Annotated in this window: 21 protein-coding genes; 11 read left to right on the forward strand and 10 right to left on the reverse strand. The window is 76.1% G+C overall.

Annotation, left to right across the window (positions count from 1 at the left end):
- The first annotated feature begins 70 nt into the window (after positions 1-70).
- The gene (locus QSK52_RS00090; protein WP_285732048.1) at positions 71-1297 is read left to right on the forward strand and encodes an MFS transporter; all 1227 of its coding nucleotides are present in this window, start codon (positions 71-73) and stop codon (positions 1295-1297) included.
- A 211-nt stretch (positions 1298-1508) separates the two neighbouring features.
- Here QSK52_RS00090 and QSK52_RS00095 read toward each other — a convergent pair whose 3' ends face one another.
- Entirely contained in the window at positions 1509-2459 is a 951-nt protein-coding gene (locus QSK52_RS00095) for a GlxA family transcriptional regulator (RefSeq protein WP_285732051.1), read from the reverse strand.
- A gap of 122 nt (positions 2460-2581) precedes the next feature.
- On the opposite strand from QSK52_RS00095, the gene QSK52_RS00100 reads away from it, so the two are divergent.
- A complete protein-coding gene (locus QSK52_RS00100; RefSeq protein ID WP_285732053.1) occupies positions 2582-3478 on the forward strand; it encodes an NAD-dependent epimerase/dehydratase family protein in 897 nt (298 codons plus the stop codon).
- A gap of 3 nt (positions 3479-3481) precedes the next feature.
- Here the strand turns inward: QSK52_RS00100 and QSK52_RS00105 are convergent, their stop codons facing one another.
- The 7 genes from QSK52_RS00105 to QSK52_RS00135 form a co-directional block, all read right to left on the reverse strand.
- A complete protein-coding gene (locus tag QSK52_RS00105) occupies positions 3482-4360 on the reverse strand; it encodes a helix-turn-helix domain-containing protein (RefSeq protein WP_285732057.1) in 879 nt (292 codons plus the stop codon).
- 47 nt (positions 4361-4407) lie between these two features.
- The gene (locus QSK52_RS00110; protein ID WP_285732059.1) at positions 4408-5292 is read right to left on the reverse strand and encodes a methyltransferase; all 885 of its coding nucleotides are present in this window, start codon (positions 5290-5292) and stop codon (positions 4408-4410) included.
- Entirely contained in the window at positions 5289-6779 is a 1491-nt protein-coding gene (locus QSK52_RS00115) for a 4-hydroxyphenylacetate 3-hydroxylase N-terminal domain-containing protein (RefSeq protein WP_285732061.1), read from the reverse strand. Before QSK52_RS00115 ends, QSK52_RS00110 begins: the two co-directional genes overlap by 4 nt.
- Positions 6776-7330, reverse strand: coding sequence for a flavin reductase family protein (locus QSK52_RS00120; protein ID WP_285732063.1), 555 nt, complete (start codon positions 7328-7330; stop codon positions 6776-6778). The genes QSK52_RS00115 and QSK52_RS00120 overlap by 4 nt, the downstream gene beginning before the upstream one ends.
- Positions 7327-9156 (reverse strand): asparagine synthase (glutamine-hydrolyzing), encoded by a 1830-nt coding sequence (gene asnB / locus QSK52_RS00125; RefSeq protein WP_285732065.1) that lies wholly within the window; start codon positions 9154-9156, stop codon positions 7327-7329. The genes QSK52_RS00120 and asnB overlap by 4 nt, the downstream gene beginning before the upstream one ends.
- Entirely contained in the window at positions 9156-9896 is a 741-nt protein-coding gene (locus QSK52_RS00130; RefSeq protein WP_285732068.1) for a hypothetical protein, read from the reverse strand. The genes asnB and QSK52_RS00130 overlap by 1 nt, the downstream gene beginning before the upstream one ends.
- Positions 9897-10108: 212 nt before the next feature.
- On the reverse strand, positions 10109-10948 hold the full coding sequence (locus tag QSK52_RS00135; protein ID WP_285732071.1) for a response regulator transcription factor: 840 nt from the start codon (positions 10946-10948) through the stop codon (positions 10109-10111).
- Between the two features lie 529 nt (positions 10949-11477).
- On the opposite strand from QSK52_RS00135, the gene QSK52_RS00140 reads away from it, so the two are divergent.
- The 7 genes from QSK52_RS00140 to QSK52_RS00170 all read left to right on the forward strand — a co-directional run bounded on the left by QSK52_RS00140 (position 11478) and on the right by QSK52_RS00170 (position 18884).
- Positions 11478-12422 (forward strand): ABC transporter permease, encoded by a 945-nt coding sequence (locus QSK52_RS00140; RefSeq protein WP_285732073.1) that lies wholly within the window; start codon positions 11478-11480, stop codon positions 12420-12422.
- Positions 12423-12425: 3 nt separating this feature from the next.
- Entirely contained in the window at positions 12426-13250 is an 825-nt protein-coding gene (locus QSK52_RS00145) for an ABC transporter permease (protein WP_285732075.1), read from the forward strand.
- The gene (locus tag QSK52_RS00150; protein ID WP_285732077.1) at positions 13247-14200 is read left to right on the forward strand and encodes an ABC transporter ATP-binding protein; all 954 of its coding nucleotides are present in this window, start codon (positions 13247-13249) and stop codon (positions 14198-14200) included. Before QSK52_RS00145 ends, QSK52_RS00150 begins: the two co-directional genes overlap by 4 nt.
- Positions 14197-15018, forward strand: a complete 822-nt coding sequence (locus QSK52_RS00155; RefSeq protein WP_285732079.1) for an ABC transporter ATP-binding protein — start codon at positions 14197-14199, stop codon at positions 15016-15018. Before QSK52_RS00150 ends, QSK52_RS00155 begins: the two co-directional genes overlap by 4 nt.
- The gene (locus QSK52_RS00160; protein ID WP_285732081.1) at positions 15015-16640 is read left to right on the forward strand and encodes an ABC transporter substrate-binding protein; all 1626 of its coding nucleotides are present in this window, start codon (positions 15015-15017) and stop codon (positions 16638-16640) included. Before QSK52_RS00155 ends, QSK52_RS00160 begins: the two co-directional genes overlap by 4 nt.
- A 34-nt stretch (positions 16641-16674) precedes the next feature.
- Positions 16675-17700 (forward strand): LLM class F420-dependent oxidoreductase, encoded by a 1026-nt coding sequence (locus tag QSK52_RS00165; RefSeq protein ID WP_285732083.1) that lies wholly within the window; start codon positions 16675-16677, stop codon positions 17698-17700.
- A gap of 83 nt (positions 17701-17783) precedes the next feature.
- A complete protein-coding gene (locus QSK52_RS00170) occupies positions 17784-18884 on the forward strand; it encodes an LLM class flavin-dependent oxidoreductase (RefSeq protein ID WP_285732086.1) in 1101 nt (366 codons plus the stop codon).
- 50 nt (positions 18885-18934) lie between these two features.
- Here QSK52_RS00170 and QSK52_RS00175 read toward each other — a convergent pair whose 3' ends face one another.
- Complete coding sequence (locus QSK52_RS00175) at positions 18935-19408, reverse strand: hypothetical protein (protein WP_285732088.1); 474 nt, start codon at positions 19406-19408, stop codon at positions 18935-18937.
- 46 nt (positions 19409-19454) lie between these two features.
- A complete protein-coding gene (locus QSK52_RS39415; RefSeq protein WP_352230261.1) occupies positions 19455-20099 on the reverse strand; it encodes a winged helix-turn-helix transcriptional regulator in 645 nt (214 codons plus the stop codon).
- A gap of 177 nt (positions 20100-20276) precedes the next feature.
- Here QSK52_RS39415 and def point away from each other — a divergent pair, with 177 nt between their 5' ends.
- Both def and QSK52_RS00195 read left to right on the forward strand, forming a co-directional pair.
- Entirely contained in the window at positions 20277-20924 is a 648-nt protein-coding gene (def, locus tag QSK52_RS00190) for a peptide deformylase (RefSeq protein ID WP_285732090.1), read from the forward strand.
- A 144-nt stretch (positions 20925-21068) separates the two neighbouring features.
- Positions 21069-22013 (forward strand): NADP-dependent oxidoreductase, encoded by a 945-nt coding sequence (locus QSK52_RS00195; RefSeq protein ID WP_285733381.1) that lies wholly within the window; start codon positions 21069-21071, stop codon positions 22011-22013.
- The last annotated feature ends 54 nt before the right edge of the window (positions 22014-22067 follow it).

Here is a 22067-nt window from a genome sequence, read left to right on the forward strand (position 1 = left end):
CGCGGCCGAACGCGTCCGCGGTCCGAGGACGCGCCGCGCGATCCGAGGACCGGACGAGGTGGTGGTCGCCGTGAGCGACGTCTCCGACCTGACCGAGCGCGGGCGCACCGAGGTGGTGCCCGCCCCCGAAGCCCTGCGGCCCCTGCGCTACGCCGGGGTGTTCGCACTGCTGTTCCTGTTCGGCACCGAGACCTTCCTGGTCTCCCCGCTGCTGCCGACCATCGCCGAGTCGATCGGCTCCACCGAGGCTGCCGCCGCCTCCACCGTCACCGCGTACGTGCTGGTGTACGCGGTCTTCGCCCCGTTCCTCGGCCTGCTCAGCGACCGGTTCGGCCGCCGCCGCACCCTGCTCGCGGGCGGGCTGCTGTTCGTGCTGTCCAACGCGGCGGCCGCGCTCTCCACCGACCTCACCCTGCTGGTGCTCTCCCGCGCGCTGGCCGGGCTGGCCGCCGCGGCCGCCGGACCGGCGATCTGGGCGCACATCGCCGAGACCGCCCCCGAGGCGGTGCGCGGCCGCGCCCTCGGGCTCGGCATGGCGCTGTTCTCCACCGGCCAGGTGGTCGGCGTCCCGCTGGGTGGCGTGCTGGCCGGGGCGGCGGGCTGGCGGGCCGCGTTCTGGGCGCTCGCGATCGGCACCCTCGCGGCGATCGCGCTGCTCACCCGGCAGGTCGCCCCCGCGCCGGGCGGCGCGGCGGCGGGCGGGGCCGTCCGGGCGATCCTGGGCGGCTGGCGCGACCCGGTGCTGCGGCGGGCGCTGCTGGTCAACACCGTCTTCAACGCGGCCAACCTGGGCGCGTACACCTTCCTCGGCGCCGTCCTCGACCGCCGCTTCGACCTGTCGGTGCAAGCCCTGGGCCTGGTCGGCGTGCTGGTCGGCGCGGGCAGCGTGGCCGGTTCGCTGGTCGGCGGGCGCCTCGGCGACAAGGCCCGCGGCGCGGGCCGCACCGACCTGCCGCTGCTCGCCCTCTGGGGCCTGCTGCTGGCCGCGGGCATCGCCCTCGCCACCAGCGCCCCGGGCCTGCCGCTGTCCCTGCTGGGCGTGCTGGTCTGGTTCACCGCCAGCGGGGCCTTCGTCACCGACCAGCAGACCCTGGCCGGCAGCGTCGCCCCCGCCCACCGGGCCACCTCCAGCGCCTGGCTGACCTCCACCATGTACGCGGGCACCGGCCTGGGCGCGTGGGCGGTCGGCGCGTTCTCCGACGTCACCCGCGGCGCCCTGCTGATCGGCACCGGCCTGGCCCTGGTCGCGGCGGCGGGCGCCTGGCTGGTCTCGCGCGGCCTGCGGCAGGAGGCGTGAAGGTGAGCCCCGTCAGGGGGCCGGGGAACGGCGGTGGCCCCTTCAGGGGCTCGGGGAACGGCGAGTCCGTGCTGCTGACGGCCGGAGCCCATCGGAGGTCCGTGCTGCTTCGGGCCGTAGGAACAGAACCCGAAGCCCATGGCACGCACCGGCAGTGAACCGTGAGCAGCCCCGAGCCCGCCGTTCCCCGGGCCCCTGACGGGGCGCCTGATCACGCGCCCCTGCGGGTGGTGAACGCGTTGCGGTAGGCGGCCGGGGTCATGCCGAGGTGGCGGTTGAGGTGCTGGCGGAGGGACTCGCCGGAGCCGAGGCCGCTGCGGTCGGCGACCTGGTCGACGGTGAGGTCGGTGGTCTCCAGGAGTTCGCGGGCGCGCAGCAGGCGTTGCTGGAGCAGCCACTGGAAGGGGGTCACGCCGGTCTCGGCGGCGAAGCGGCGGGTCAGGGTCCGCACGCTGGTGCGGGCCCGGGCGGCGAGGTCGGCGAGGGAGATCGGCCGGTCGAGGTGCTGCAGGGCCCAGACGCGGGCGGCGTCGAGCGGGGAGTCGGTGCGGGCGGGCAGCGGGGTGTCGACGAACTGGGCCTGGCCGCCCTGGCGGACGGGGGTGACGACGGCGGCGCGGGCGGCCCGGTTGGCGACGGCCGCGCCGTGGTCGGTGGCGATCAGGTGGAGGCACAGGTCGAGGCCGGCGGCCGAGCCCGCGCCGGTGACGATCCGGCCGTCCTCGGCGAACAGCCGGTCGGCGTCCACCCGGACGGCGGGGAAGGCGCGGCGCAGTTCGTCGGCGAGCGCCCAGTGGGTGGTGGCGGTGCGGCCGTCGAGCAGTCCGGCCTGGGCGAGGACGAAGGCGCCGGTGCAGATCGAGGCGATCCGCTTGCCCGCGGCGGCGGCCTCCCGCAGGGCCTCCAGCGCGGCCGGGTCGGCGTCGTGGCGGCTGGCGGTGGAGGGGACGACCACGGTGTCGGCGGCGGCGACGGCCTCCAGGCCGTGCCGGACGACGACGTCGATGCCGCCGTGGCCGGGCAGCACCCCGGGCACGGGCGTGCAGACCGTGACGGCGTAGCAGGGGCGTCCGTCCGCGACCGCGGCGTCGAACAGCACCGAGGGCATGGACAGGTCGAAGGGCTTGACGGGCGGGACGGCCAGGACGGCGACGCGGTGCATGGCTGGATCCTTGGACTCCGTGGCTGTCGGGCCACTGACCCTACCTCCTTGCGGCAGGGCAGAGTTGGCCGGGCGGAGGGCCCCCGCGACCACGTTCCCCAGCAGAGCAAGGAGGCACCACCATGGCCGGAGCAGTCGTCGTCGGAGCGGGCGCGACCGGGGCCGCGACCGTCAGGCAGCTGGCCGAGCGCGGCGAACGGGTCCGTCTGGTGACCCGCAGCGGCAGCGGGCCCGAGCACCCGGGCATCGAGCGGATCGCCCTGGACGCGGGCCGCACCGAGGAGTTGGCCGAGGTGCTGGCCGGGGCGGACACCGTCTTCAACGCCGCCATGACCGCGTACCACACCTGGCCGCAGACCCTGCCGCCGCTGTTCGACTCGATCCTGGCGGCGACCGAGCGGGCCGGGGCCGACTACGTGATGCTCGGCAACCTGTACGGCTACGGGCCGGTCGCCGGGCCGCTGACCGAGCGGACCCCGCTGCGGGCCCGCACCCGCAAGGGGCGGGTGCGCGCCGAGCTGTGGCGGCGGGCCGAGCGGGCGCACGCCGAGGGGCGGCTGCGGGCCACCGAGGTGCGGGCCGCGCAGTTCCTGGGCCCGGGCGCGGTCTCGCCGTTCACGCTGGTGGTGGCGCCCCGGGTGCTGGACGGCGAACTCGCCCTGGTGCACGGCAATCCCGACGCGGCGCACTCCTTCTCGTACACCGAGGACGTCGCGGCGGCGCTGGTCGCGGTCGCCGGCGACGACCGGGCCTGGGGGCGGGCCTGGCACGCCCCGGTGATCACCGGCACGGTGCGGGAGGCCGCGACCGCGCTGGCCGAGCTGCACGGGGCGCCCGAGCCGCGCCTGGAGCAGCTCACCGAGCGGGAGTTGGCGCTGCTGGCGTTCGGCGACCCGCTGTGGCGGGAGTTCGCCGAGCTGGGCTACATGGCGGAGCGGCCGTTCGTGGTGGACGACGGCGACCTGCGCGGGACCTTCGGGCTGAAGGCGTCCACGCTGGCCGCGGCGCTGGCGGGCTGAGGCTCAGCGCCCGGCCCCGGCCGCCAGCAGTTCGGCGCCGCCCGCGGCCCCCGCCGCCGTCAGCTCGGTCATCCGGGCCGCGTCGGCGGGGGAGGCCGGGGTGAACAGGACCACCAGCGCCGAGGGGTCGTCGACCGGGTGGAAGGAGCTGAGGGTGAGCCGGACGGGGCCGAGGCCGGGCGGGTCCACCAGGACGCTGCGGGCGGTGAGTTCGGCCACCGAGTGGCAGCCCCACCAGTGCCGCAGCTCGGGCGCGTCGGTGTCCAGGCGGCGGTAGAGCTCGTCGGTGCGCGGGTCGGCGAGGGCGGGCCCGGCCTGGGCGCGGAAGTGCTGGAAGACGTTCATCGCCAGCGGCTCCCAGTCGTGCAGGACCTCGCGCAGGCGGCGGTCGACGGCCAGCAGCCACATCAGGTTGCGGCGGTCGGCGGGCACCTGCTCGGGCGCGCCCCACAGCGCGCTCCAGGCGGCGTTCCAGGCCAGCAGGTCGAAGTGCCGGTCGAGCAGGGCGGCGGGGCTGGCGGGCCAGGAGTCGAGGATCGGGCGGACGGAGGCGGCCAGCCGCCCGGCGGCGCTGCGGTCGGCGTCGGCGGGCACCGGCTCGTGGTAGCCGGCCAGCCGCATCGCGTGCCGCAGGCCCGCCGCGTCCAGCCGCAGGGCGCGGGCCACCGCCTCCAGGACCTGCCGGGAGGCGGTGACGCGGCCCTGTTCGAGCCAGGTGTACCAGGCGAGGCCGACGCCGGACAGCGAGGCGACCTCCTCGCGGCGCAGCCCGGGGGTGCGCCGCCGGGCGGTGGCGGTGAGTCCGACGTCGGCGGGCTGGAGGAGTTCGCGGTGGGCGCGCAGGAACGCGCCGAGTTCCTGGCCGGTGGCGGGGGTGGACACGGTGCTCGCTCCTCGTCGCGGTGGTGCTCGGGTACGTCGGTTCCAGGTTAGGCCGGGAGCGGGCCGGTTCCGGATCCTGCAACAAACTCCTCACGTTGCGCCAACTCCCAGAGCCGAACGGGCATGTGGCTCACGTGCCCGCGTTCGGCCTGCCGCCGCCAGGCGGCCGCGCCGACGGCCCGGTAGAAGTCGGCGCGGCGCTCCTCGGGGAGGACCTGCGCGTAGTAGTCGCCGAAGGTCGCGGCGTGGAAGTGCTCGTACTGCTCGGCGGAGTCGACGGTGACCACCGCGTCCCGCTCGGCGTGCCCGGCGACGGCCAGGTGCGGGGCGAGGACGTCGAGCAGCTCGTCGACGGTGCGGGTGCGGGTGGCGATCGGCAGCACGCCGTGCTCGGCGAGCAGCCCGGGCACCTGCTCGGCCGGGACGCCGAGCGCGCCGAGCGCCTCGCGCACCAACTCGTCCTCGCCGCCCAGGCCGTGGGCGTCGCGGGCCGGGTGGTAGGTGGTGAGCAGGAAGCGCCCGCCGGGGGCGAGGTGGGCGGCGACCCAGGCGAAGACCCGGTCCTCGACCGGGTACAGCCAGTGCAGCACCGAGGTCTGGGTGATCACCTGGGCGCGGTGCGGCAGCGGTTCGGGCGCGGTCAGGTCGGCCCGGTGCAGCTCGGCGCGCTCCCCGTACGGGGCCAGTCGGTGGCCCGCCTCGGCGATCCGGTGCTCGGAGCGCTCCAGGCCGACGGCCAGCCGCAGCGAGGGGAAGCGCTCCAGGGCGCTCTCCAGCAGCTGGCCGATGCCGCTGCCGAGGTCGATCAGCACCTCGGGGGCGCCGCTGACGCGGTCCAGCACCCAGTCGCGGTCCTGGACCTGGCGCAGGCGGCTGGCGTCGGCGTACCCGGCGAGGGTGCGGGCCTGGATCTCGACGGTGGACGGGCTCACGCGCGGGCCTCCTGGTCATCGGTGCTGGCGGGGGTGTCGGGGGTGTCGAGCAGGGCGAGCAGCCGGGCCCGGGCCTCGGACTGGTCGTGGCGGTGGTAGACGGTGATCCGGTTGCGGGCCAGGTCGCCGCGGTGGACGTACTCGTACAGGTCCTGGCGCTGGCCGAAGCCGTCGCCGGTCAGCTCCCAGGCGAGGCGGAACAGCCGGGACTTGCGCTCCACGTCGGTGCCGCGGCCGCGCATGTAGCGCTCCAGGTGCGGGCGCAGCTTCGGGTGGGCGAGGTCGCCGGGGGAGGGCTGCATCAGCAGGCCGGAGGCGCCGATCCGGCGGACGATCTCCACCGCGTCGCCCGCGACCTCGGCCGACCACACCCGGGAGGCGAAGGTGTCGCCGGGCGCGAACAGGCCGGAGTCGGTGAGCGCGCCGCGGTTCTCGGCCGCGTCCAGGAAGTAGCCGGTCAGTTCGGCGTACCCGGCGAGCCGGCCCAGGTCCTCCTGGACGTTGCGGAAGCCGTCGACGCCGATCGACTCGGCCAGCAGCGTCGCGGTGGCCAGCAGGGTGCGCAGCCGCTCCCGGTAGCGGATGTGGCCGACGTACGCGCTCCAGGCGTTGATCCGGCCCAGGCCCTCGCGGGCCAGTGCGGCGTCGCGCAGCAGGAACACCCGCTCCCACGGCACCAGGACGTCGTCGAAGAACAGCATCGCGTCCTGCTCGTCGTACCGGGCGCCGACCGGGTGCCGGTGGCCCCAGGGGGCGGCGCCGAGCGGCTCGCGGGCCAGCGTGATCAGGCCGGGGGCGTTCAGCGGCAGCGCGAACCAGACCACGAACTTCTCGGCCCGGTTGTCGGTGAACGACGCCGACAGGTACACCAGCACCTCGTGGGCCAGCGGCGCCAGCGTGGTCAACTGCTTGGCGCCGCGCACCACGATGCCGCGCTCGTTCTCCTCCAGCACCCGCAGCGCCAGGTCCGGGTCGTCCAGCGGGCTCGCCGAGCGGTCGATCTGCGGATCGCCCAGCGCGTGCGACAGCACCAGGTCGTTCTGCGCGCAGTACCGGTACCAGGCCTCGGCATTGGCGCCGAAGCGCGGGTCGGCGGTGGCCAGCCGGTGCCGGAAGTCGTGCACGCCCACCGCGATCGAGGCCATGAACGCCGGGGAGCGCCCCTGCTGGCCGAGCGCCTGGGCGTGCCAGAACTCGGCGCTGCGCCGCTGGACGCGCAACTCCTCCAGGTTGGTGGGCGGTTGGTAGGCGCGGGCCAGCCGCAGGCCGGTGTCCGGGTCCTTCCAGGTCAGCAGCTCGCGGTGCTCGGGATCGTGCTGGAGGTCCAGCAGCCGGGCCAACTCGTCGGCGGCGGGCCGGAACGCGGGGTGGGAGGCCGGGTCGGCGACGCGCTGCCCGTCCAGGTACAGCTCGCGGCCGTCGTCGAGTTCGGCCCGGTAGCGGTCGCCGGTGAGCAGGCCGCGGGGCTCCGGGGACAGCAGGGTCATGCGCCGACTCCTCTGGTAGGGAAGGACGTTGGGGTACCGGACGGGGTCTCCGGGCCGAGCAGCCGGTAGCGGGCGGCGTGGTGCAGCAGCGGGCGGCCGCCGTCCGCGCCGACCGCCGTCACCCGGCCGACCAGCAACACGTGGTCGCCGACCGGCAGTTCGGCGTGCAGCTCGGCTTCGAACCAGGCCGCCGAACCGGCCGGGACGGGCCCGCCGACCGGCTCCGGGTGCACCGGCAGGTCGGTGAACGCCCCGGTGCTGCGGCCCGCGCCCGGGGTCGCGAAGCGGCGGGCCAGCGTTTCCTGACGGTCCGTCAGGACGGTGACGGCGAACCGGCCGGAGCCGTGCACGGCCGCCGCCAGCGGGCTGCGCGGGGAGAGCGCGACGCCGATCAGCGGCGGGTCGAGGGAGAGGGTGCTGAAGGAGGAGACGGTCTTGGCGTGCTCCTCCCCGCCCCACCGGGCGCTCAGCACCGCCACCCCGGTCGGCCAGTGCCGGGCGGCGGCCCGCAGCGCGTCCGCGGTGACCGCGCTGCGCACGGGCGCGCTCACCGCAGCGCCACCCGGTAGGCGCGCAGCCACTCGTCGACCTGCACCAGGTGGTCCAGGCCGCCGACCGGGTTGGGCGCGGTGCGCGGGCTCGGCAGCGGGCGGCCCTCGGCGAGGTGGGCGCGGACCAGCTCCCGGTCGACCAGGTCGAAGACCGGGGCGGCCGGGTCGGCGAGCAGCTCGTGGGCCCGGGCGGTGAGGACCTCGGTGTAGCGGACGGCGGGCGTGGACGGGTAGCCGGACTTCGGGCGCTCGGCGACCTGCGGCGGCAGCAGGTCGCGCACCGCGTCGCGCAGCAGGCCCTTGGCGCGGCCGCCGGGCGACTTCAGGGCCCACGGCACGTTCCACAGGTACTCCACCAGGCGGTGGTCGCAGAACGGCACGCGCACCTCCAGGCCGACCGACATCGACACCCGGTCGACCCGGTCCAGCAGCGGCGGCAGCCAGCGGGTCAGCGCCAGGTGGAAGGTCTCGCGGACCTTCGCGTCGGCCGCGCCCTCCCCGTCCAGCCGGGGCACCGAGGCCAGCGAGGAGCGGTACGCGGCCTCGGTGTACTCGGCGGGCCGGGCCGCGGCGCGCACCTCCGGGCGCAGCAGCGCGGCCGGGGTGGTCCGCCCGTGCAGCCAGGGGAAGGTGCCGGAGGCGAGCGCCGGGGCGTCGTGGAAGTAGGGGTAGCCGCCGAAGACCTCGTCGGCGGCCTCGCCGGAGAGCGCGACGGTGGAGCGGCGGCGCACCTCGCGGAAGAGCAGGTGCAGCGAGGCGTCCATCTCGCCCCAGCCGGGCCGGTCGCGGGCCCGCAGCACCGCGTCGCGGGCCTCCAGCAGGTCGTCGTCGGGGATCAGCACGCTGGTGTGCAGGGTGCCGATGTGCTCGGCGGCGGCCCGCACGTACGGGGCGTCCTGGCTGGTGCGCCAGGCGTCGGGGGCGCGGTCGGCGCTGCCGGGGAAGTCCACCGAGAAGCTGGTGATCTTGCCCTGGCCCTGGCGCTCCCGGGCGGCGGCGGCCAGCGCGGTGATCGCGGAGGAGTCGACGCCGCCGGAGAGCAGGGTGCACAGCGGGACGTCGCTGACCAGTTGGCGCTCCACCGCGTCGGCGAGCAGCGCCCGCACGGTGGCCCGGGTGGTGGCCTCGTCGTCGGTGTGCGGGGCCGACTCCAGCTGCCAGTACCGCAGTTCGCGCACCGCGTGCCGGGTGGCGAGCACCAGGTGGCCGGGGCGGACCTCGTGCAGGCCGCGGAACAGGCCGTGCCCGGCGCTGGGCGCGGCGGGCAGCGCGAACAGTTCGGCGACCCCCTCGGCGTCCAACTCGGCGGGCAGCAGCGGGTTCGCCAGCACGGCCTTGGGCTCGGAGCCGAACAGCACCCCGTTGGCGTGCCGGTGCCAGTACAGCGGCTTGATGCCCAGGTGGTCGCGCACCAGCAGGAGTTCCTCCCGCCGGGCGTCCCACAGCGCGTACGCGTAGATCCCGTTGAACCGGGCCGGGGCCCGGTGCCCCCACTGCAGGTGGGCGCGGAGCACCACCTCGGTGTCGGAGCGGGTCCGGAACACGTGCCCGTGCGCCTCCAGTTCGGCGCGCAGCTCGCGGTGGTTGTACAGCTCGCCGTTGTAGGCCAGCACCGCCCCGGCGGGATCGGCGTCGGCGAACGGCTGCAGGCCGCCGTCCAGGTCGATCACCGCGAGCCGGGTGTGGCCGAGCGCCGCGTGCCGCGACAGCCACACCCCGTCGGCGTCCGGGCCGCGGCAGGTGAGCGTCCCGGTCATCCGGCGGACCGTTTCGGCGCGCAGCCGCAGGTCGTCCGCCCAGTCCAGCCATCCCGTCACTCCGCACATCAGCGCGTCCCCGTCCCTTCCTCGGTGCCTTCGGTCACGGCGCTCGCCTCCCAGTGGCAGCCGTGGCCGGTCGGACCGGACTGCAGCCGGTACGCCGGACGGAAGCCCTTGGCGCGGATGTTCGCCGACAGCGCGTGGGTGCAGTACGTGCACGGCGAGGCCAGCGTGATGGTCACGCCGCTGCGCCGGGCCTGCTCCCGGTAGTCCCAGATCGCGCAGTGCGTGATCGTCAGTTCGGCGTGCTCCCGGCCGGGCGGCCGCTCGTCGTCGAACTCGTACTCGGAGCCGTACAGTTCGGCCTGCCGGGCGATCCGGTGGATCGGGTCGGCGGCGCCCCGGCCGTGGTCCGGCTCGACGGTGCGGTGCACCTCGGCGTTGGACGCCGCCCACGCCGCCAGCACCTGCTCGCCGTAGCGGCGCACCAGGAAGCGCTCCATCAGCGCCTGGCCGCGGAAGAACAGCCGCTGCCACTGCGCGGACGGCGCGGACTCCTCCGGCAGGTCGGCGAAGATCTCGCCCTGCAGCGCGAACCACTCGGCCAGCTGCGGCTGGTCGTCCAGCGAGACCAGGTAGCGGGTCAGCCCCGCCTCGGCCTCGTGCAGGCGCTGGCGCCACAGGGCGGAGCGCTCGGCCTCCGACATCGACCGGTAGGGCGAACGCCCCCACTCGGGCCCGCCGTCCGCCGCCTCCACCGGCAGCACCACCACCGGTCGGCCCGGTCCCGTTCCGTCGACGCCCATCAGGTGTTCTCCCTCCGCAACGGTCCGCAGCTCCTTGTCGTTGCCACGCTAGGGACCGGCCGTCCGCCGCCAGAAGCTCCTAACGGCTACGCGGAGGGCGACCTTCGTCGCCCCCGGAGGGCGACCCCGGGACCGGCGCGAGCACCCGGGAACGCCGGGAGCCCGCCCACCGCGGGGGTGGACGGGCTCCTCGGGGACGGCGGGGGCGCGGCTCAGCCGGCCAGGCCGTGGCGGACGGCGTACAGGGCGGCCCGCAGCCGGTCGGACTGGCCGGTCTTGCGCATCGCCTGGGTGAGGTGCTTCTTGACGGTGGCCTCGGCCAGGGCGAGCCGGCGGCCGATCTCGGCGTTGCTCAGGCCGAGCGCCAGCTGCGCCAGCACCTCGCGTTCGCGGTCGGTCAACCCGGTCTGGTCCAGTGGGAGTTCGACCGGGACGACGGGCTGCGGGCGGACCGGGACGGGGGCGGGCAGGAACAGCGTGCCCCCGGCCGCGACCAGCCGGACGGCGTCCACGATCCGCTCCGGCGGCAGGTCGAGCGGGAAGCAGCCGCTGCCGCCCGCCATCAGGATCCGGCTGGCCTCGGTGGTGGTCTCGGCCCGGCGCAGCAGCAGCACCCGGGCGTCCGGCGCCCCGTCCGGGCGGCGCAGCGCCGCGACGGTGGCCAGGTCGCCGTCCAGGGTCGCGCCGCGGCCCAGCAGCACCAGGTCCGGTCTGGTGCGGTGGACCGAGCGGACGGCGTGCGCCGGGTCGGCGGAGGAGCCGACCACCGCGAGGTCGGCGGCGCCCGCCAGGACGCTGCGCAGCCCCGCGCTGACCACCGGGTGCCGCTCGACCAGGAACACCCGGGTGGCGACCGGCCGGTGCGCGGCGCCGGTCGGGCACAGCGGGTGGTGGCAGGTGCAGGCCGCCTCGGGGGCGGGACGGGCCGCGTCGACCAGCAGCTGGTGCCCGGCCAGCAGGTCCAGCGGGTTGTCGATCTCGGTGTGCAGGGCGTCCTGCGGGTGCGCGCGGTGGCGCAGCACCCGGGCGGGGCCGCTGGTCAGCGCGGGCACGGGACCTCCCGGCGGGAGGGCGCGGCGGGGTGCGGGTGCATGGCGGATCTCGGTCCCCTCGGTGGCGGCGGTCCGGGCCTGGGCCCGGGCGCGGGAAAGGGGGATCGACGCCGTCGACGGCGCCGACCCGCGGAGGACGGGCGGGGGACGCCGCGGGCCGGTCGGGTCAGGACCGGGGGCGGCGCACCGTGCCGGGGCGACAGGTCTCGTCGAAGCACCTGCGGTGCCACGAGCCGCCGATCCCCCAGAGGGTGAAGTCGCGCCGCCGATATGCCATACGGAAATCCTATTTGCGCCGATGAGGGGCGGTCAAGGACGGTCCCCCGCCCGCCCGTTGCCCCCACCGCCCTACCCGCCCCGTCCACTCCTATGACCACGGGTAACAGCATGAACGCCTGGCTGGCTGACGCCGCGCACCGTCCGCGAGCCTCGGTCCGGACGACCCCGACGGCACCGGCCACGCCCCCTGCCGTCCGAACCGGAGGACCCACCGCACCATGCCCGCCGCCACCGCCGACCCGGCCGCCCCGTGACCCGCTTCCTGCTGCGCCGCCTGCTGCTCGCCGTCCCCACGCTGCTCGGCGTGAGCGCCGTCGTGTTCGCCACCGTCGCCCTCGTCCCCGGCGACCCCGTCACCGCGTTCCTCGGCCCCGGCGCGCCCGCCGAAGCCCGGCAGGCCCTCGCCGAACGCATCGGCCTGGACCGCCCGCTGCCCGTCCGCTACCTCGACTGGCTCGGCCACGCCCTCACCGGCGACCTCGGCACCTCCACCTCCACCCAGCGCCCGGTCGCCGCCCTGCTGCTGCCCGCGCTCGGCCAGACCCTCACCCTCACCGCCGCCGCCTTCGCCCTCGTCCTGCTCGGCGGCGTCCTGCTCGGCACCCTCGGCGCGCTGCGCCCGCACGGCTGGACCAAGCGCCTCAGCGGAGCCGCCGCCACCCTCGCCGTCTCCGCGCCCCAGTACTCCGTCGCCCTGCTGCTCACCGCCGTCTTCGCCGTCCACTGGCGCCTGCTGCCCGCCGGCGGCACCCACGACGCCTTCGGCGCCGGCGGCGCCGGCGACCTGCTGCGCCACCTCGTGCTGCCCGCCACCGCCGCCGCCCTCGTCCCGCTCGGCCTCACCGCCAAGGTCCACCGCGCCGCGCTCTCCACCGTCCTCGGCTCCGAGCTCGCCGACGGACTGCGCGCCCGCGGCCTCGGCCGCGCCGCCGTGCTGCGGCACTGCGCCCACAACGCCTCGCCCGCCCTGCTCACCATCGGCGGACTGCAACTCGCCTACCTGCTCGAAGGCGTGGTCTTCGTCGAGACCCTGTACGCCTGGCCCGGCCTCGGCCGCCTGCTCTACGACGCGCTCACCGCCCGCGACCTGCCGCTCGTCCAGGGCGGCGTGCTGCTCGTCGCCACCGCCTTCGTCGGCGTCAACCTGCTCGTCGACGCCGCCCACGCCGCCATCGACCCCCGGGTGCGGAGCTGAACCATGGTCACGATCCGCCACCCCCGCACCGCGCTCGCCGCCACCGCGGCCCTGCTGCCCGTCCTGCTCGCCCTCGCCGCACCCCTGCTCGCCCCCGCCGACCCCGACGCCGGACACCTCGCCGACCGGCTCCTCGACCCCGGCGCCCCCGGCCACCCGCTCGGCACCGACGGCCAGGGACGCGACCTGCTCAGCCGCCTGCTCTGGGCCGCCCGCCCCTCCCTCACCGCGGGCCTGCTGCCCGTCGCCGTCGCCGCCCTGGCCGGCGCCCTCATCGGCATCACCGCCGCCCTCACCGGCCGCGCCACCGAACAGGCCCTGCTGCGCACCCTCGACGTCCTCTACGCCTTCCCCGGCGTCCTGCTCGCCATCGCCGTCGCCACCCTGCTCACCCCCGGCCTCGGCGCCACCGTCCTCGCGCTGTCCGTCGTCCTCACCCCCGCCGTCGCCCGCGTCGCCTTCACCGAGACCCGGCGCATCCGCACCGCCGAGTACCTCGAAGCCGCCACCGTCAGCGGCGCCACCCGCACCACCCTGGTCCTGCGCCAGGTGCTGCCCGTCGTCGCCCCCGTCGTCCTGGTCTACGCCAGCTCCCTGGTCGGCCTCGCCATCGTCTACGCCGCCGGACTCTCCTTCCTCGGCCTCGGCGTCCCCCCGCCCACCCCCGAATGGGGCGCCATGCTCGACGAACTCCGCCCCGCCCTGTTCACCCACCCCTGGCTCGCCGCCCTCCCCGCCCTCGTCATCCTCGCCGTCTCGGTCGCCTTCAACGCCCTCGGCGAGACCCTGCGCGGACGGCTCGGCGAAGGAACGGAGGCACCGCGATGAGCCTGCTCACCATCGACCACCTCACCGTCCACCACCCCGGCGGCGTCCGGGCCGTCGACGACGTCTCGCTCACCCTCGACGCCGGGCGCGCCCTCGTCCTGCTCGGCGCCTCCGGCAGCGGCAAGACCACCCTCGCCCGCACCGTCCTCGACCTGCCCGGACGCGGCACCACCGTCCGCGGCTCCGTCCGCCTCGGCGACACCGAACTGCTCGGCCTGCCCGAACGCGCCCTCACCCGCGTCCGCGGCCGCCGCATCGGCTACGTCCCCCAGGACCCCTCCGCCACCCTCGACCCGCTGCGCCGGATCGGCACCCAGCTCGCCGAGGTCCTCCGCGTCCACGGCCTCGCCGACACCCGGCGGGCCGCCCGCGCCGCCGCCCTGCCGCTGCTCGCCGCCGCCGACCTGCCCGACCCCGAACGCGCCGCGGGCGCCTACCCGCACGAGCTCTCCGGCGGCCTGCGCCAGCGCGCCGCGATCGCCCTCGCCATCGCCGCCGACCCCGAACTCCTCATCGCCGACGAACCCACCACCGCCCTCGACACCCTCGTCCGCGCCCGCATCCTCGACCTCTTCACCACCCTCCGCACCCGCTGCAACCTCGCCCTCCTCCTGGTCACCCACGACCTCTCCGCCGCCGCCCGCATCGGCGACACCGTCGCCGTCCTCGACGGCGGCCGCCTGACGGCCACCGGCCCGGCGGAGGAGCTGCTGAGCCCCGTCAGGGGCCCGGGGAACGGCGGGGCCGAGCTGCGCAGTGGCCCCTTCAGGGGCCCGGGGAACGGCGGGGCCGAGCTGCTGACGGCCGGAGCCCAGCGGAAAGTCCGTGCTGCTCCGGGCCCGGGAACAGAACCCGAAGCCACCGCACGCACCGGCAGTGAACCCCTCGCAACCCCGAGCCCGCCGTTCCCCGGGCCCCTGGTTCCTTCCGAGAGGGAGGCGGCCAAGTGACCGCCCTGCTGCGGCTCGACGCCGTCTCCAAGAGCTACGCCCACCGCCCCGCCGTCACCGACGTCACCCTGGAGGTGCACCCGGGCGAGAGCGTCGCGCTGGTCGGCGAGTCCGGCTCCGGGAAGTCGACGCTGGCGCGGCTCGCGCTCGGCCTGGTGCGCCCCGACGCGGGGAGCGTCACGTTCGAGGGCCGCGACCCCTCCCGGCTGCGGGCCCGCGCCGACCGGGCCGTCCGGGCCCGGCTGCAGTTCGTGCCGCAGCACCCCCGCGGCTCGCTGAACCCGGCGCTGCGCTCGGGCGAGGCCGTCGCCTTCGCACTGCGCGCCCACCGGGTGCCGCGGCGCGAACACGCCGACCGCATCGCCGAGTTGTTCCGCCAGGTCGGCCTCGCCCCGGAGCTGGCCCGCCGCTTCCCCCGGGAGCTCTCCGGCGGACAGCTGCAACGCGTCGCGGTGGCACGGGCGTTGGCGACCGGACCGGCCCTGGTGGTGTGCGACGAGCCGACCTCCGCGCTGGACCGCGACACCCAGGAGCGGCTGCTCGACCTGCTGGTCGAACTGCGCGAACGCACCGGCACCGCCTACCTGTTCGTCTCCCACGACCTCGCCGCGGTCGCCCGCTTCGCCCACCGCACGCTGGTGCTGCGCACCGGCCGCGTGGTCGAGCAGGGCCGCACCGAGCACCTGTGGACCGCCCCGGCGCACCCGTACACCCGCGCCCTGCTGGACGCCTCCGGCCCGCACGTCGCGCTCCGCCTTCCTGAACGCAGCACCGAACGCAGCACCGAACCGAACGACAAGACCGAGGAACCGACATGACCGAGCACGCCCCCCGCCGTTCCAGAACCGCCGGGCCCGCCGCGGCCCTCGCCACCGCCGCCGTCCTGCTGGCGGCCACCGCCTGCGCCTCCACCTCCACGGGCGGCGACGCCGCGGGCGGTGGCGGCAACGGCGGGACGCTGGTGATCGGCGCGACCGGCAAGCTGCCGAACCTGGACACCGTGATCGGCGGCGCGGGCTTCGAGGGCAAGCGCCTGCTGAGCTTCCAGATCTACGAGGGTCTGACCCGCTACGAGCTGCTCAAGGACACCGACAAGCCGCCGCAGGTGACGGGCGCGCTCGCCGAGTCCTGGCAGGTCGCCCCGGACAAGGTCACCTGGACGTTCACCCTGCGCAAGGGCGTCAAGTTCCAGGACGGCACGGCGTTCGACGCCGACGCGGTGCTGTTCAACCTGCACCGCTACCTCGACAAGTCCAGCCCCGAGTACACCGACGCGCTCGGCGCCGCCGCCAAGGAGTACGCGGGCGACATCGCCTCGTACCGCAAGACCGACGACACCCACGTCGAACTGGTCACCTCCAGCCCGAACGGGCACTTCCCGGAGGACCTCGCGCACGTGCTGATCGCCAGCCCCACCGCCGTCCGCGCCTCCGGCAGCGCCAACTTCTCCCAGCACCCGGTCGGCACCGGCCCGTTCGCCTTCGCCTCGCAGACCGAGGGCCAGCAGGTCGACCTGGTCGCCAACAAGGACTACTGGCGCGGCGCCCCCAAGCTGGAGCGCCTCGTGGTCAAGGCGCTGCCCGACCCGGCGGCCCGCACCGCCGCGCTGCGCTCCGGCGGCGTCAACTGGATCGAGTACCCGAACCCGGACGACCTGGAGAGCCTGAAGGCCGACGGCGCGCAGATCGTCTCCAACAGCTACGACCACCTCTGGTACTGGATCCTGGACACCACCAAGGGCCCGTGGGCGGACGTCCGGGTCCGGCAGGCCGCCAACTACGCCATCGACCGGCAGGCCATCGCGGGCAACCTGCTGCACGGCACCGCCGACCCCGCGTACCAGGCCGCGCCGCGCGCCACCGCCGCGTACGACCAGGGCGCGGACCGGTACGGCCACGACCCGGCGAAGGCCAGGCAGCTGCTCGCCGAGGCCGGTTACCCGAACGGGTTCTCCACCTCGGTGACGGTGCCCACCGGCGGCTCCGGCAACCTGCTGCCGGTGCCGATCACCGAGGCCCTGCAGCGCGACCTGGCGGCCGTCGGCATCAAGGTGGACATCCGCACCACCGACTGGACCACCCTGATCGGCGCCGAGGCCAAGGGCGAGGTCGCGCTCGGCTCCGACGCGATCGCCCAGTCCACCACGCTGTTCCAGTCCGAGGCGCTGCTGCCGCTGTTCGTCGGCTCCAAGAGCCCGTTCTGGACCGGCCACTACGCCAACCCCAAGGTCGACGAGCTGATCGCCACCGCCGCCGCCAACCCGGACCGGTCCGCCCGGCAGGCGGCCTACCGCACCGCGCTGCGGCAGGTCACCGAGGACGCGCCCTGGCTGTTCGTGGTCAACGACCGCAACCCGCGCGCCCTCGCGCCCAGCGTCCACGGACTCGTCCAGCCGCAGTCCTGGTTCCTCGACCTCACCACCGTGTCGGTCGCCAAGTGACCCCCCGCCCGCAGGCCGACCCGAAAGGCCCCCGATGAGCACCGCCCGCCCGACCGCCGCCCACCAGCCCGCCGCGCCGCCCGCCTGGGGCATCACCCTGCCGCTGCCCGGACTGACCATCGACCGGCACCGCTTCCTGGTCGAACGGCTCCCCGACCTCGGCTACGGCGACGTGTGGAGCGCCGAGGGCGGCGGCACCGACGCCTTCACCCCGCTGGCCGCCACCGCCGCCTGGGCGCCGCACCTGCGGATCGCCACCGGCATCGTCCCGGTGCACACCCGCGGGCCCGCCGTGCTCGCCCAGACCGCCGCGACCCTCGCCCAACTCTCCTCCGGCGGCGTGCTGCTGGGCATCGGCGCCTCCGTGCCCGCGCACGTCACCGACATCAACGGCATCCCGTTCGACGAGCCCTTCAAGCGCACCCGCGACGTGCTGCGCTTCCTCACCGCCGCGCTGCGCGGCGAACACGTCGCCGGGGACTTCGACACCTTCTCCATCACCGGCTACCGGCTGCCCCACCCGCCCGTCGACCCGGTCAAGGTCATCCTCGGCGCGCTGCGCCCCGGCATGCTGCGGCTCGGCTTCACCGAGGGCGACGGCGCCATCACCAACCTGCTGCGCGCCCAGGACCTGCCCAAGGTGCTGGACGCGGTCGGCCCGCAGCCGCCCGGCAAGGAACTCGTCGTCAAGGTGTTCGTCTGCCCGACCGAGGACACCGCGTACGCGCACCGCGCCAGCCGCCCCTTCCTCGCCTGGATCCTCAACCGCGAGCCCTACCGCAAGTTCCACCAGTGGCTCGGCAACGGCGAGTTGCTCGCCGAGACGCACAAGCGCTGGGCCGACGGCGACCACGAGGGCGCCCAGCGCGCCCTGCCCGACGAGGTGGTCGACACCCTGTTCCTGCACGGCTCCCCGGAGGAGTGCCGCGAACAGATCCTGCGCTACCAGCAGCCCGGCGTCACCGCCATCCAGCTGTACGTCTCGCTGCCGCCCGAGGTGTTCACCAGCCGCACCCGGCTGCTCGACACCCTCGCCCGGCTCGGGCCCGCCGCCCGATGAACTGCCCGGCCGACTGTCCCGCGGCGGGCCGCCGTTGCCCGGCGGCCCGCCCACCACCCCATGCCCCCGACGGAGTTGACCCGATGGAGCTCGAACTGCGCGGCGGCGTCCGCGCCGCCCCCGTGGCCGGCCGCACCCCCGCCGAACGCCAGGCCCTGCGCTGGGCCCCCGACCCGCGCGAGCGCACCGCCGACCCCGCCCACATCGCCCGCACCGCACGGGAGCTGGAAGAGGACGGGCTCGACTCCGCGCTCGTCGTCCAGTCCTCCTCCTGGCCCGACCCGTGGGCCGTCGCGGGCTGGGCGCTGGCCGCCACCACCCGGCTGCGGATCGCCGCCGCCCACCGGATCGGCACCACCTCGCCCACCACCACCGCCCGCACCCTCGCCACCCTCGACCGGCTCTCCGGCGGACGGATCAGCGCCCACCTGATCATCGGCTCCAGCGACGCCGACGTCGCCCGCGACGGCGACACCCTCCCCAAGGCCGAACGCTACCGCCGCGCCGACGAGTACCTCTCGCTGCTCACCCGCTACCTCGCCGCCGAGGAGGACCTCGACCACCACGGCGAGTACTACACCGTCCGCGCCGCCCGCAGCGGCCTGCGCCCCCACCCCGGCAGCGAACTGCTCTCCTTCGGCGGCTCCTCCCCGGCCGGCGTCGACCTCGCCGCCCGCTACGCCCAGGTCTACGCCGTCCCGCCCCGCCCGCTGCCCGACACCCGGCTGCGGATCGCCGAGGTCCGCGCCGCCGCCGCCCGGCACGGCCGCACCCTGCGGATCTGGCGGCACGTCACCGTCGTCCTCGCCGACACCGACACCGCGGCCCAGCAGCACCTGCGCCGCCTGCGCCGCGACGCCCTGCGCCTGGCCACCGGCCCCGACGCCGCCCGCTACCACGACGCCGTCGCCCTCGACCGCGACCGCGAACGCGGCACCGCCGACACCGGCGCCACTGACACCGGCGCCACCGCCGCCCAGGTCGCCGCCTACATCCGCCGCTCCCTGGCGGGCGCCTACACCGGCTCGCCCGCCACCGTCGCCGCCCGGATCAACCTGCTGCGCTCCGCGGGCGTCGACATCGTCCAACTCGACCTCCCGGTCGAGACCGACCACGACCGCGCCCTGCGCCGCGCCCTGGTCGCCCACCTCCGCGACCCCGCCCCGCTGCGCCGCGCCTGGTAGGCCCGTCGGCCCGTCGGCCGGCCGACCGGTCGGTCCTGGGCCGGGGCGGGCTACCCGGGCACGGCCACCGACACCTCGTTGGCCCGCACCACCAACTGCCAGGTGTCGTCCGGCTCCTCGCCCTGGGCGTCGATCACGCCGTCCAGCACGTGGTCGAAGGTGAAGCCCTCGAACCCCGGCCCGCCCGCGGCCCGGGCGCCGGGCCGCAGGAAGTGCTCCACCAGGTACGCCATCCACTCGGCCGCGTCGTAGAACTTCTCGGCGCCGTTCCAGGCGATCGCGGTCCCGTCCGCGGTGGGCTCCCACTTGCACCACAGGCCGGGCTGGCCCGCCGGGGGCGTGTTGTGGCCCCGGACGTCCGGGTCGTGGCCCTGCCCCATGAACCCGGTGCCGTCGACGAAGTAGGGGCCGCGGTCACGGTCCATCCGCCGGGTGCGGGCGAACTTCCGCAGGTACGCGACCTCGTGCGCGTTGAGGGGCGGTGCGACGGCGACCCGTCCGGTGAAAGTGGTGTCGTAGCCCATGCCGGGCACGGTAGCCCCGCCCACCGACAGCCCACTGACAGGCCCTTCAGCCCAGCGGCTTCGGCGGGGCGGCCGCGCGGGCGTCGTACGCGGCGCGGGCGGCGTGCACCGACGGGGCGTGCCGCACCGACCAGGCGCCGATCGCGGCTGTCAACCGGCCTGCCTCCAGGCCCAGTTCGGTCAGCGCGTACTCGACGCTCGGCGGCACGGTCGGGTAGACGGTGCGGCGGACCAGGCCGTCGCGCTCCAGGGCGCGCAGCGTCCGGGCCAGCATCTTCTGGGTGATGCCGTCCAGCAGGCGCCGCAACTCGTTGAAGCGCAGCGGCCGTTCGGAGCGGCGCAGCGCCGCCAGGGCGTACAGCACCCACTTGTCGGCCAGCAGCTCGACGACGGTCCGCGAGGGGCAGTCCCGGCGGTAGGTGGCGGGCCAGTCCACGGCCTGCGGCTGCTCCTCGGGCGCGCCCCCCGCCGGGGGGACGGGCCCCCAGCGCAGCCGCCACGGCCTGGCCCGGCCGCCGCCCCGGCCGCCCCGGGGGGCCTCCTCCACCAGGCCGTGCTCGGCGAGGCGGCGCAGGTGGAAGGAGCACAGCCCGGAACTGAGCCCGAGCCGGGCGGCGGCCTCGGTCGCGGTGAGGGTGCCGGTCTCGGCCAGCAGGTCCAGCAGGGCGAGACGGACGGGGTGCTCCGGCAGGGTGCGGGCGGCCTCCCCGTCCCCAGTCCCCGCCCCGCTCCCGGTCCTGCTCTCGGTCCCGGTCCCGCTCTCGATCTCGATCTCGGTCTCTTCGGTCACCTCACCGAGCATGCTACTTTGCAAAGCCGATGACAAGCCGTCAGTCACCCCTCCCACCATCGAAAGGCGGCCCGCGCCATGGCCGACACCCCGTCCGACCGCCGGGTCCGCGTCCAGGGCGAGCCCGTCGACGCGTTCCCGCTGCTGGCCCCCGCGACCGAGCGCGGCGCGGTGCGCCGGATCACCGTCGTCGGGGAGGAGGTCCTGCACCGCCCCTGCCGCCCCGTCACCGCCTTCGGCACCCCCGAACTCGCCCGGCTGATCGACGACATGTTCGCCACCAACCACGTCGCCGAGGGCGCGGGCCTGGCCGCCAACCAGGTCGGCGTCGACCTGCGGCTGTTCATCTGGGACATCACCGACGACTGGGGCGTGCGCCACGTCGGCCACATCGCCAACCCCGTCCTGGACGAGACCCCCGCCGCCGGGCGCCGCCTGCTGGAGGAACCGGAGGGCTGCCTCTCCGTCCCCGGCCCCTACCGCCCGCTCGCCCGTCCCGACCACGCCGTCGTCCGCGGCCGGGACCAGCACGGCAACCCCCTCGTCATCGAGGGCCGCGGCTACTTCGCCCGCTGCCTCCAGCACGAGAGCGACCACCTGGACGGCCGCCTCTACCTGGACCGCCTCGCCGCCCGCGCCCGCAGGTCCGCCCTGCGCGAGATGGCCGACCGCCAGCAGGAGGTCCTCACCCGCCGCGCCGCCAACGCCGCCCGCCTCGGCAAGTAGCGCCCCGACGGAGGGTGGTTTCTCCCAGGTACCTAGGTGTCGGTCAGGTGCCTACTTCACAGGGGGTACCGCTGCGGCCCAGGATGGGGACGCGGCCGGTCGGCCGCCGGGAGGACGAGGGGGAGGAGCGGCATGGGCGCCCGGATGCGTGCGGTGAGCCAGCGGGGGTACGGCGGTCCGGAGGTCCTGGAGGTGGTGGAGGTCGAGCGGCCGGAGCCCGGGCCCGGGGAGGTGCTGGTGCGGGTCCTGGCGGCGGGGGTGAACCCGGCGGACCGGAAGATCCGCTCGGGGGAGGTGGCCCGGTTCGGCACCCCGCCGTTCGCGGAGCGGTTCACCGTCGGCATCGACCTGTGCGGCACGGTGGTGGCGCTCGGCCCCGGCGCCGACCGGTTCCGGCCCGGCGAGCGGGTGTACGGCTGCGCGTTCCCGCCGCGCGGCGCTTACGCCGAGTACGCGGTGGTCGCCCAGTCGGCGCTGGCCGCCGCCCCGGCCGGGACGGATGCGGCGGGCGCGGCGGCGCTGCCGGTCTCGGCGCTCACCGCCTGGCAGGCGCTGGTGCGGGTGGCGGAGGTCCGGGCCGGGCAGCGGGTGCTGGTGCACGCGGCGGCGGGCGGCGTCGGCCACCTCGCGGTGCAGGTCGCCAAGGCCCGCGGCGCCCACGTGCTGGGCACCGCCCGGGCCGCCAAGCACGCCTTCCTGCGCGGGTTGGGCGTCGACGAGCCGATCGACTACACCGCGGACGACTTCACGGCGCTCGCCCGCGGCGTCGACGTCGTCCTCGACCCGGTCGCGGGCGACTACGGCCCCCGCTCGCTGGAGGTCCTCGCCCCCGGCGGCATCCTGGTCGACGTGCGCGGCACCGGCCCCGACCGCACCGCAGTCCGCGCCCTGGCGCGGCAACGCGGTCTGCGCTACGCCGAGTTCGGGTTCACCCCGTCCGGCGCCGACCTGGCGCGGATCGCGGCCCTGGTGGAGCGCGGCAGCCTGCGGGCCGCCGTCGACCGGGTCCTGCCGCTGGCGGACGCGGCCGGGGCGCACGCCCTGGGCGAGGCGAACCGGGCGACGGGCAAGCTCGTCCTGACCCCCTGACCCCCTGACCCCCTGACCCCCTGACCCCGCGTTCCGGACCGGGGCCTCCCGGGA

The organism is Kitasatospora phosalacinea (assembly GCF_030268885.1).
In the GTDB taxonomy this organism is placed as follows: Bacteria; Actinomycetota; Actinomycetes; order Streptomycetales; family Streptomycetaceae; genus Kitasatospora; species Kitasatospora phosalacinea_C.

Coding starts and splice junctions, on each gene's coding strand:
- asnB (WP_285732065.1), bottom strand. CDS start 9,156: ATGTGCGGAGTGACGGGATGGCTGGACTGGGCGGACGACCTGCGGCTG.
- QSK52_RS00150 (WP_285732077.1), top strand. CDS start 13,247: ATGAGCCTGCTCACCATCGACCACCTCACCGTCCACCACCCCGGCGGC.
- QSK52_RS00175 (WP_285732088.1), bottom strand. CDS start 19,408: ATGGGCTACGACACCACTTTCACCGGACGGGTCGCCGTCGCACCGCCC.
- QSK52_RS00115 (WP_285732061.1), bottom strand. CDS start 6,779: ATGACCCTGCTGTCCCCGGAGCCCCGCGGCCTGCTCACCGGCGACCGC.
- QSK52_RS00170 (WP_285732086.1), top strand. CDS start 17,784: ATGGAGCTCGAACTGCGCGGCGGCGTCCGCGCCGCCCCCGTGGCCGGC.
- QSK52_RS00145 (WP_285732075.1), top strand. CDS start 12,426: ATGGTCACGATCCGCCACCCCCGCACCGCGCTCGCCGCCACCGCGGCC.
- def (WP_285732090.1), top strand. CDS start 20,277: ATGGCCGACACCCCGTCCGACCGCCGGGTCCGCGTCCAGGGCGAGCCC.
- QSK52_RS00100 (WP_285732053.1), top strand. CDS start 2,582: ATGGCCGGAGCAGTCGTCGTCGGAGCGGGCGCGACCGGGGCCGCGACC.
- QSK52_RS00165 (WP_285732083.1), top strand. CDS start 16,675: ATGAGCACCGCCCGCCCGACCGCCGCCCACCAGCCCGCCGCGCCGCCC.
- QSK52_RS00160 (WP_285732081.1), top strand. CDS start 15,015: ATGACCGAGCACGCCCCCCGCCGTTCCAGAACCGCCGGGCCCGCCGCG.
- QSK52_RS00095 (WP_285732051.1), bottom strand. CDS start 2,459: ATGCACCGCGTCGCCGTCCTGGCCGTCCCGCCCGTCAAGCCCTTCGAC.
- QSK52_RS00195 (WP_285733381.1), top strand. CDS start 21,069: ATGCGTGCGGTGAGCCAGCGGGGGTACGGCGGTCCGGAGGTCCTGGAG.
- QSK52_RS00130 (WP_285732068.1), bottom strand. CDS start 9,896: ATGGGCGTCGACGGAACGGGACCGGGCCGACCGGTGGTGGTGCTGCCG.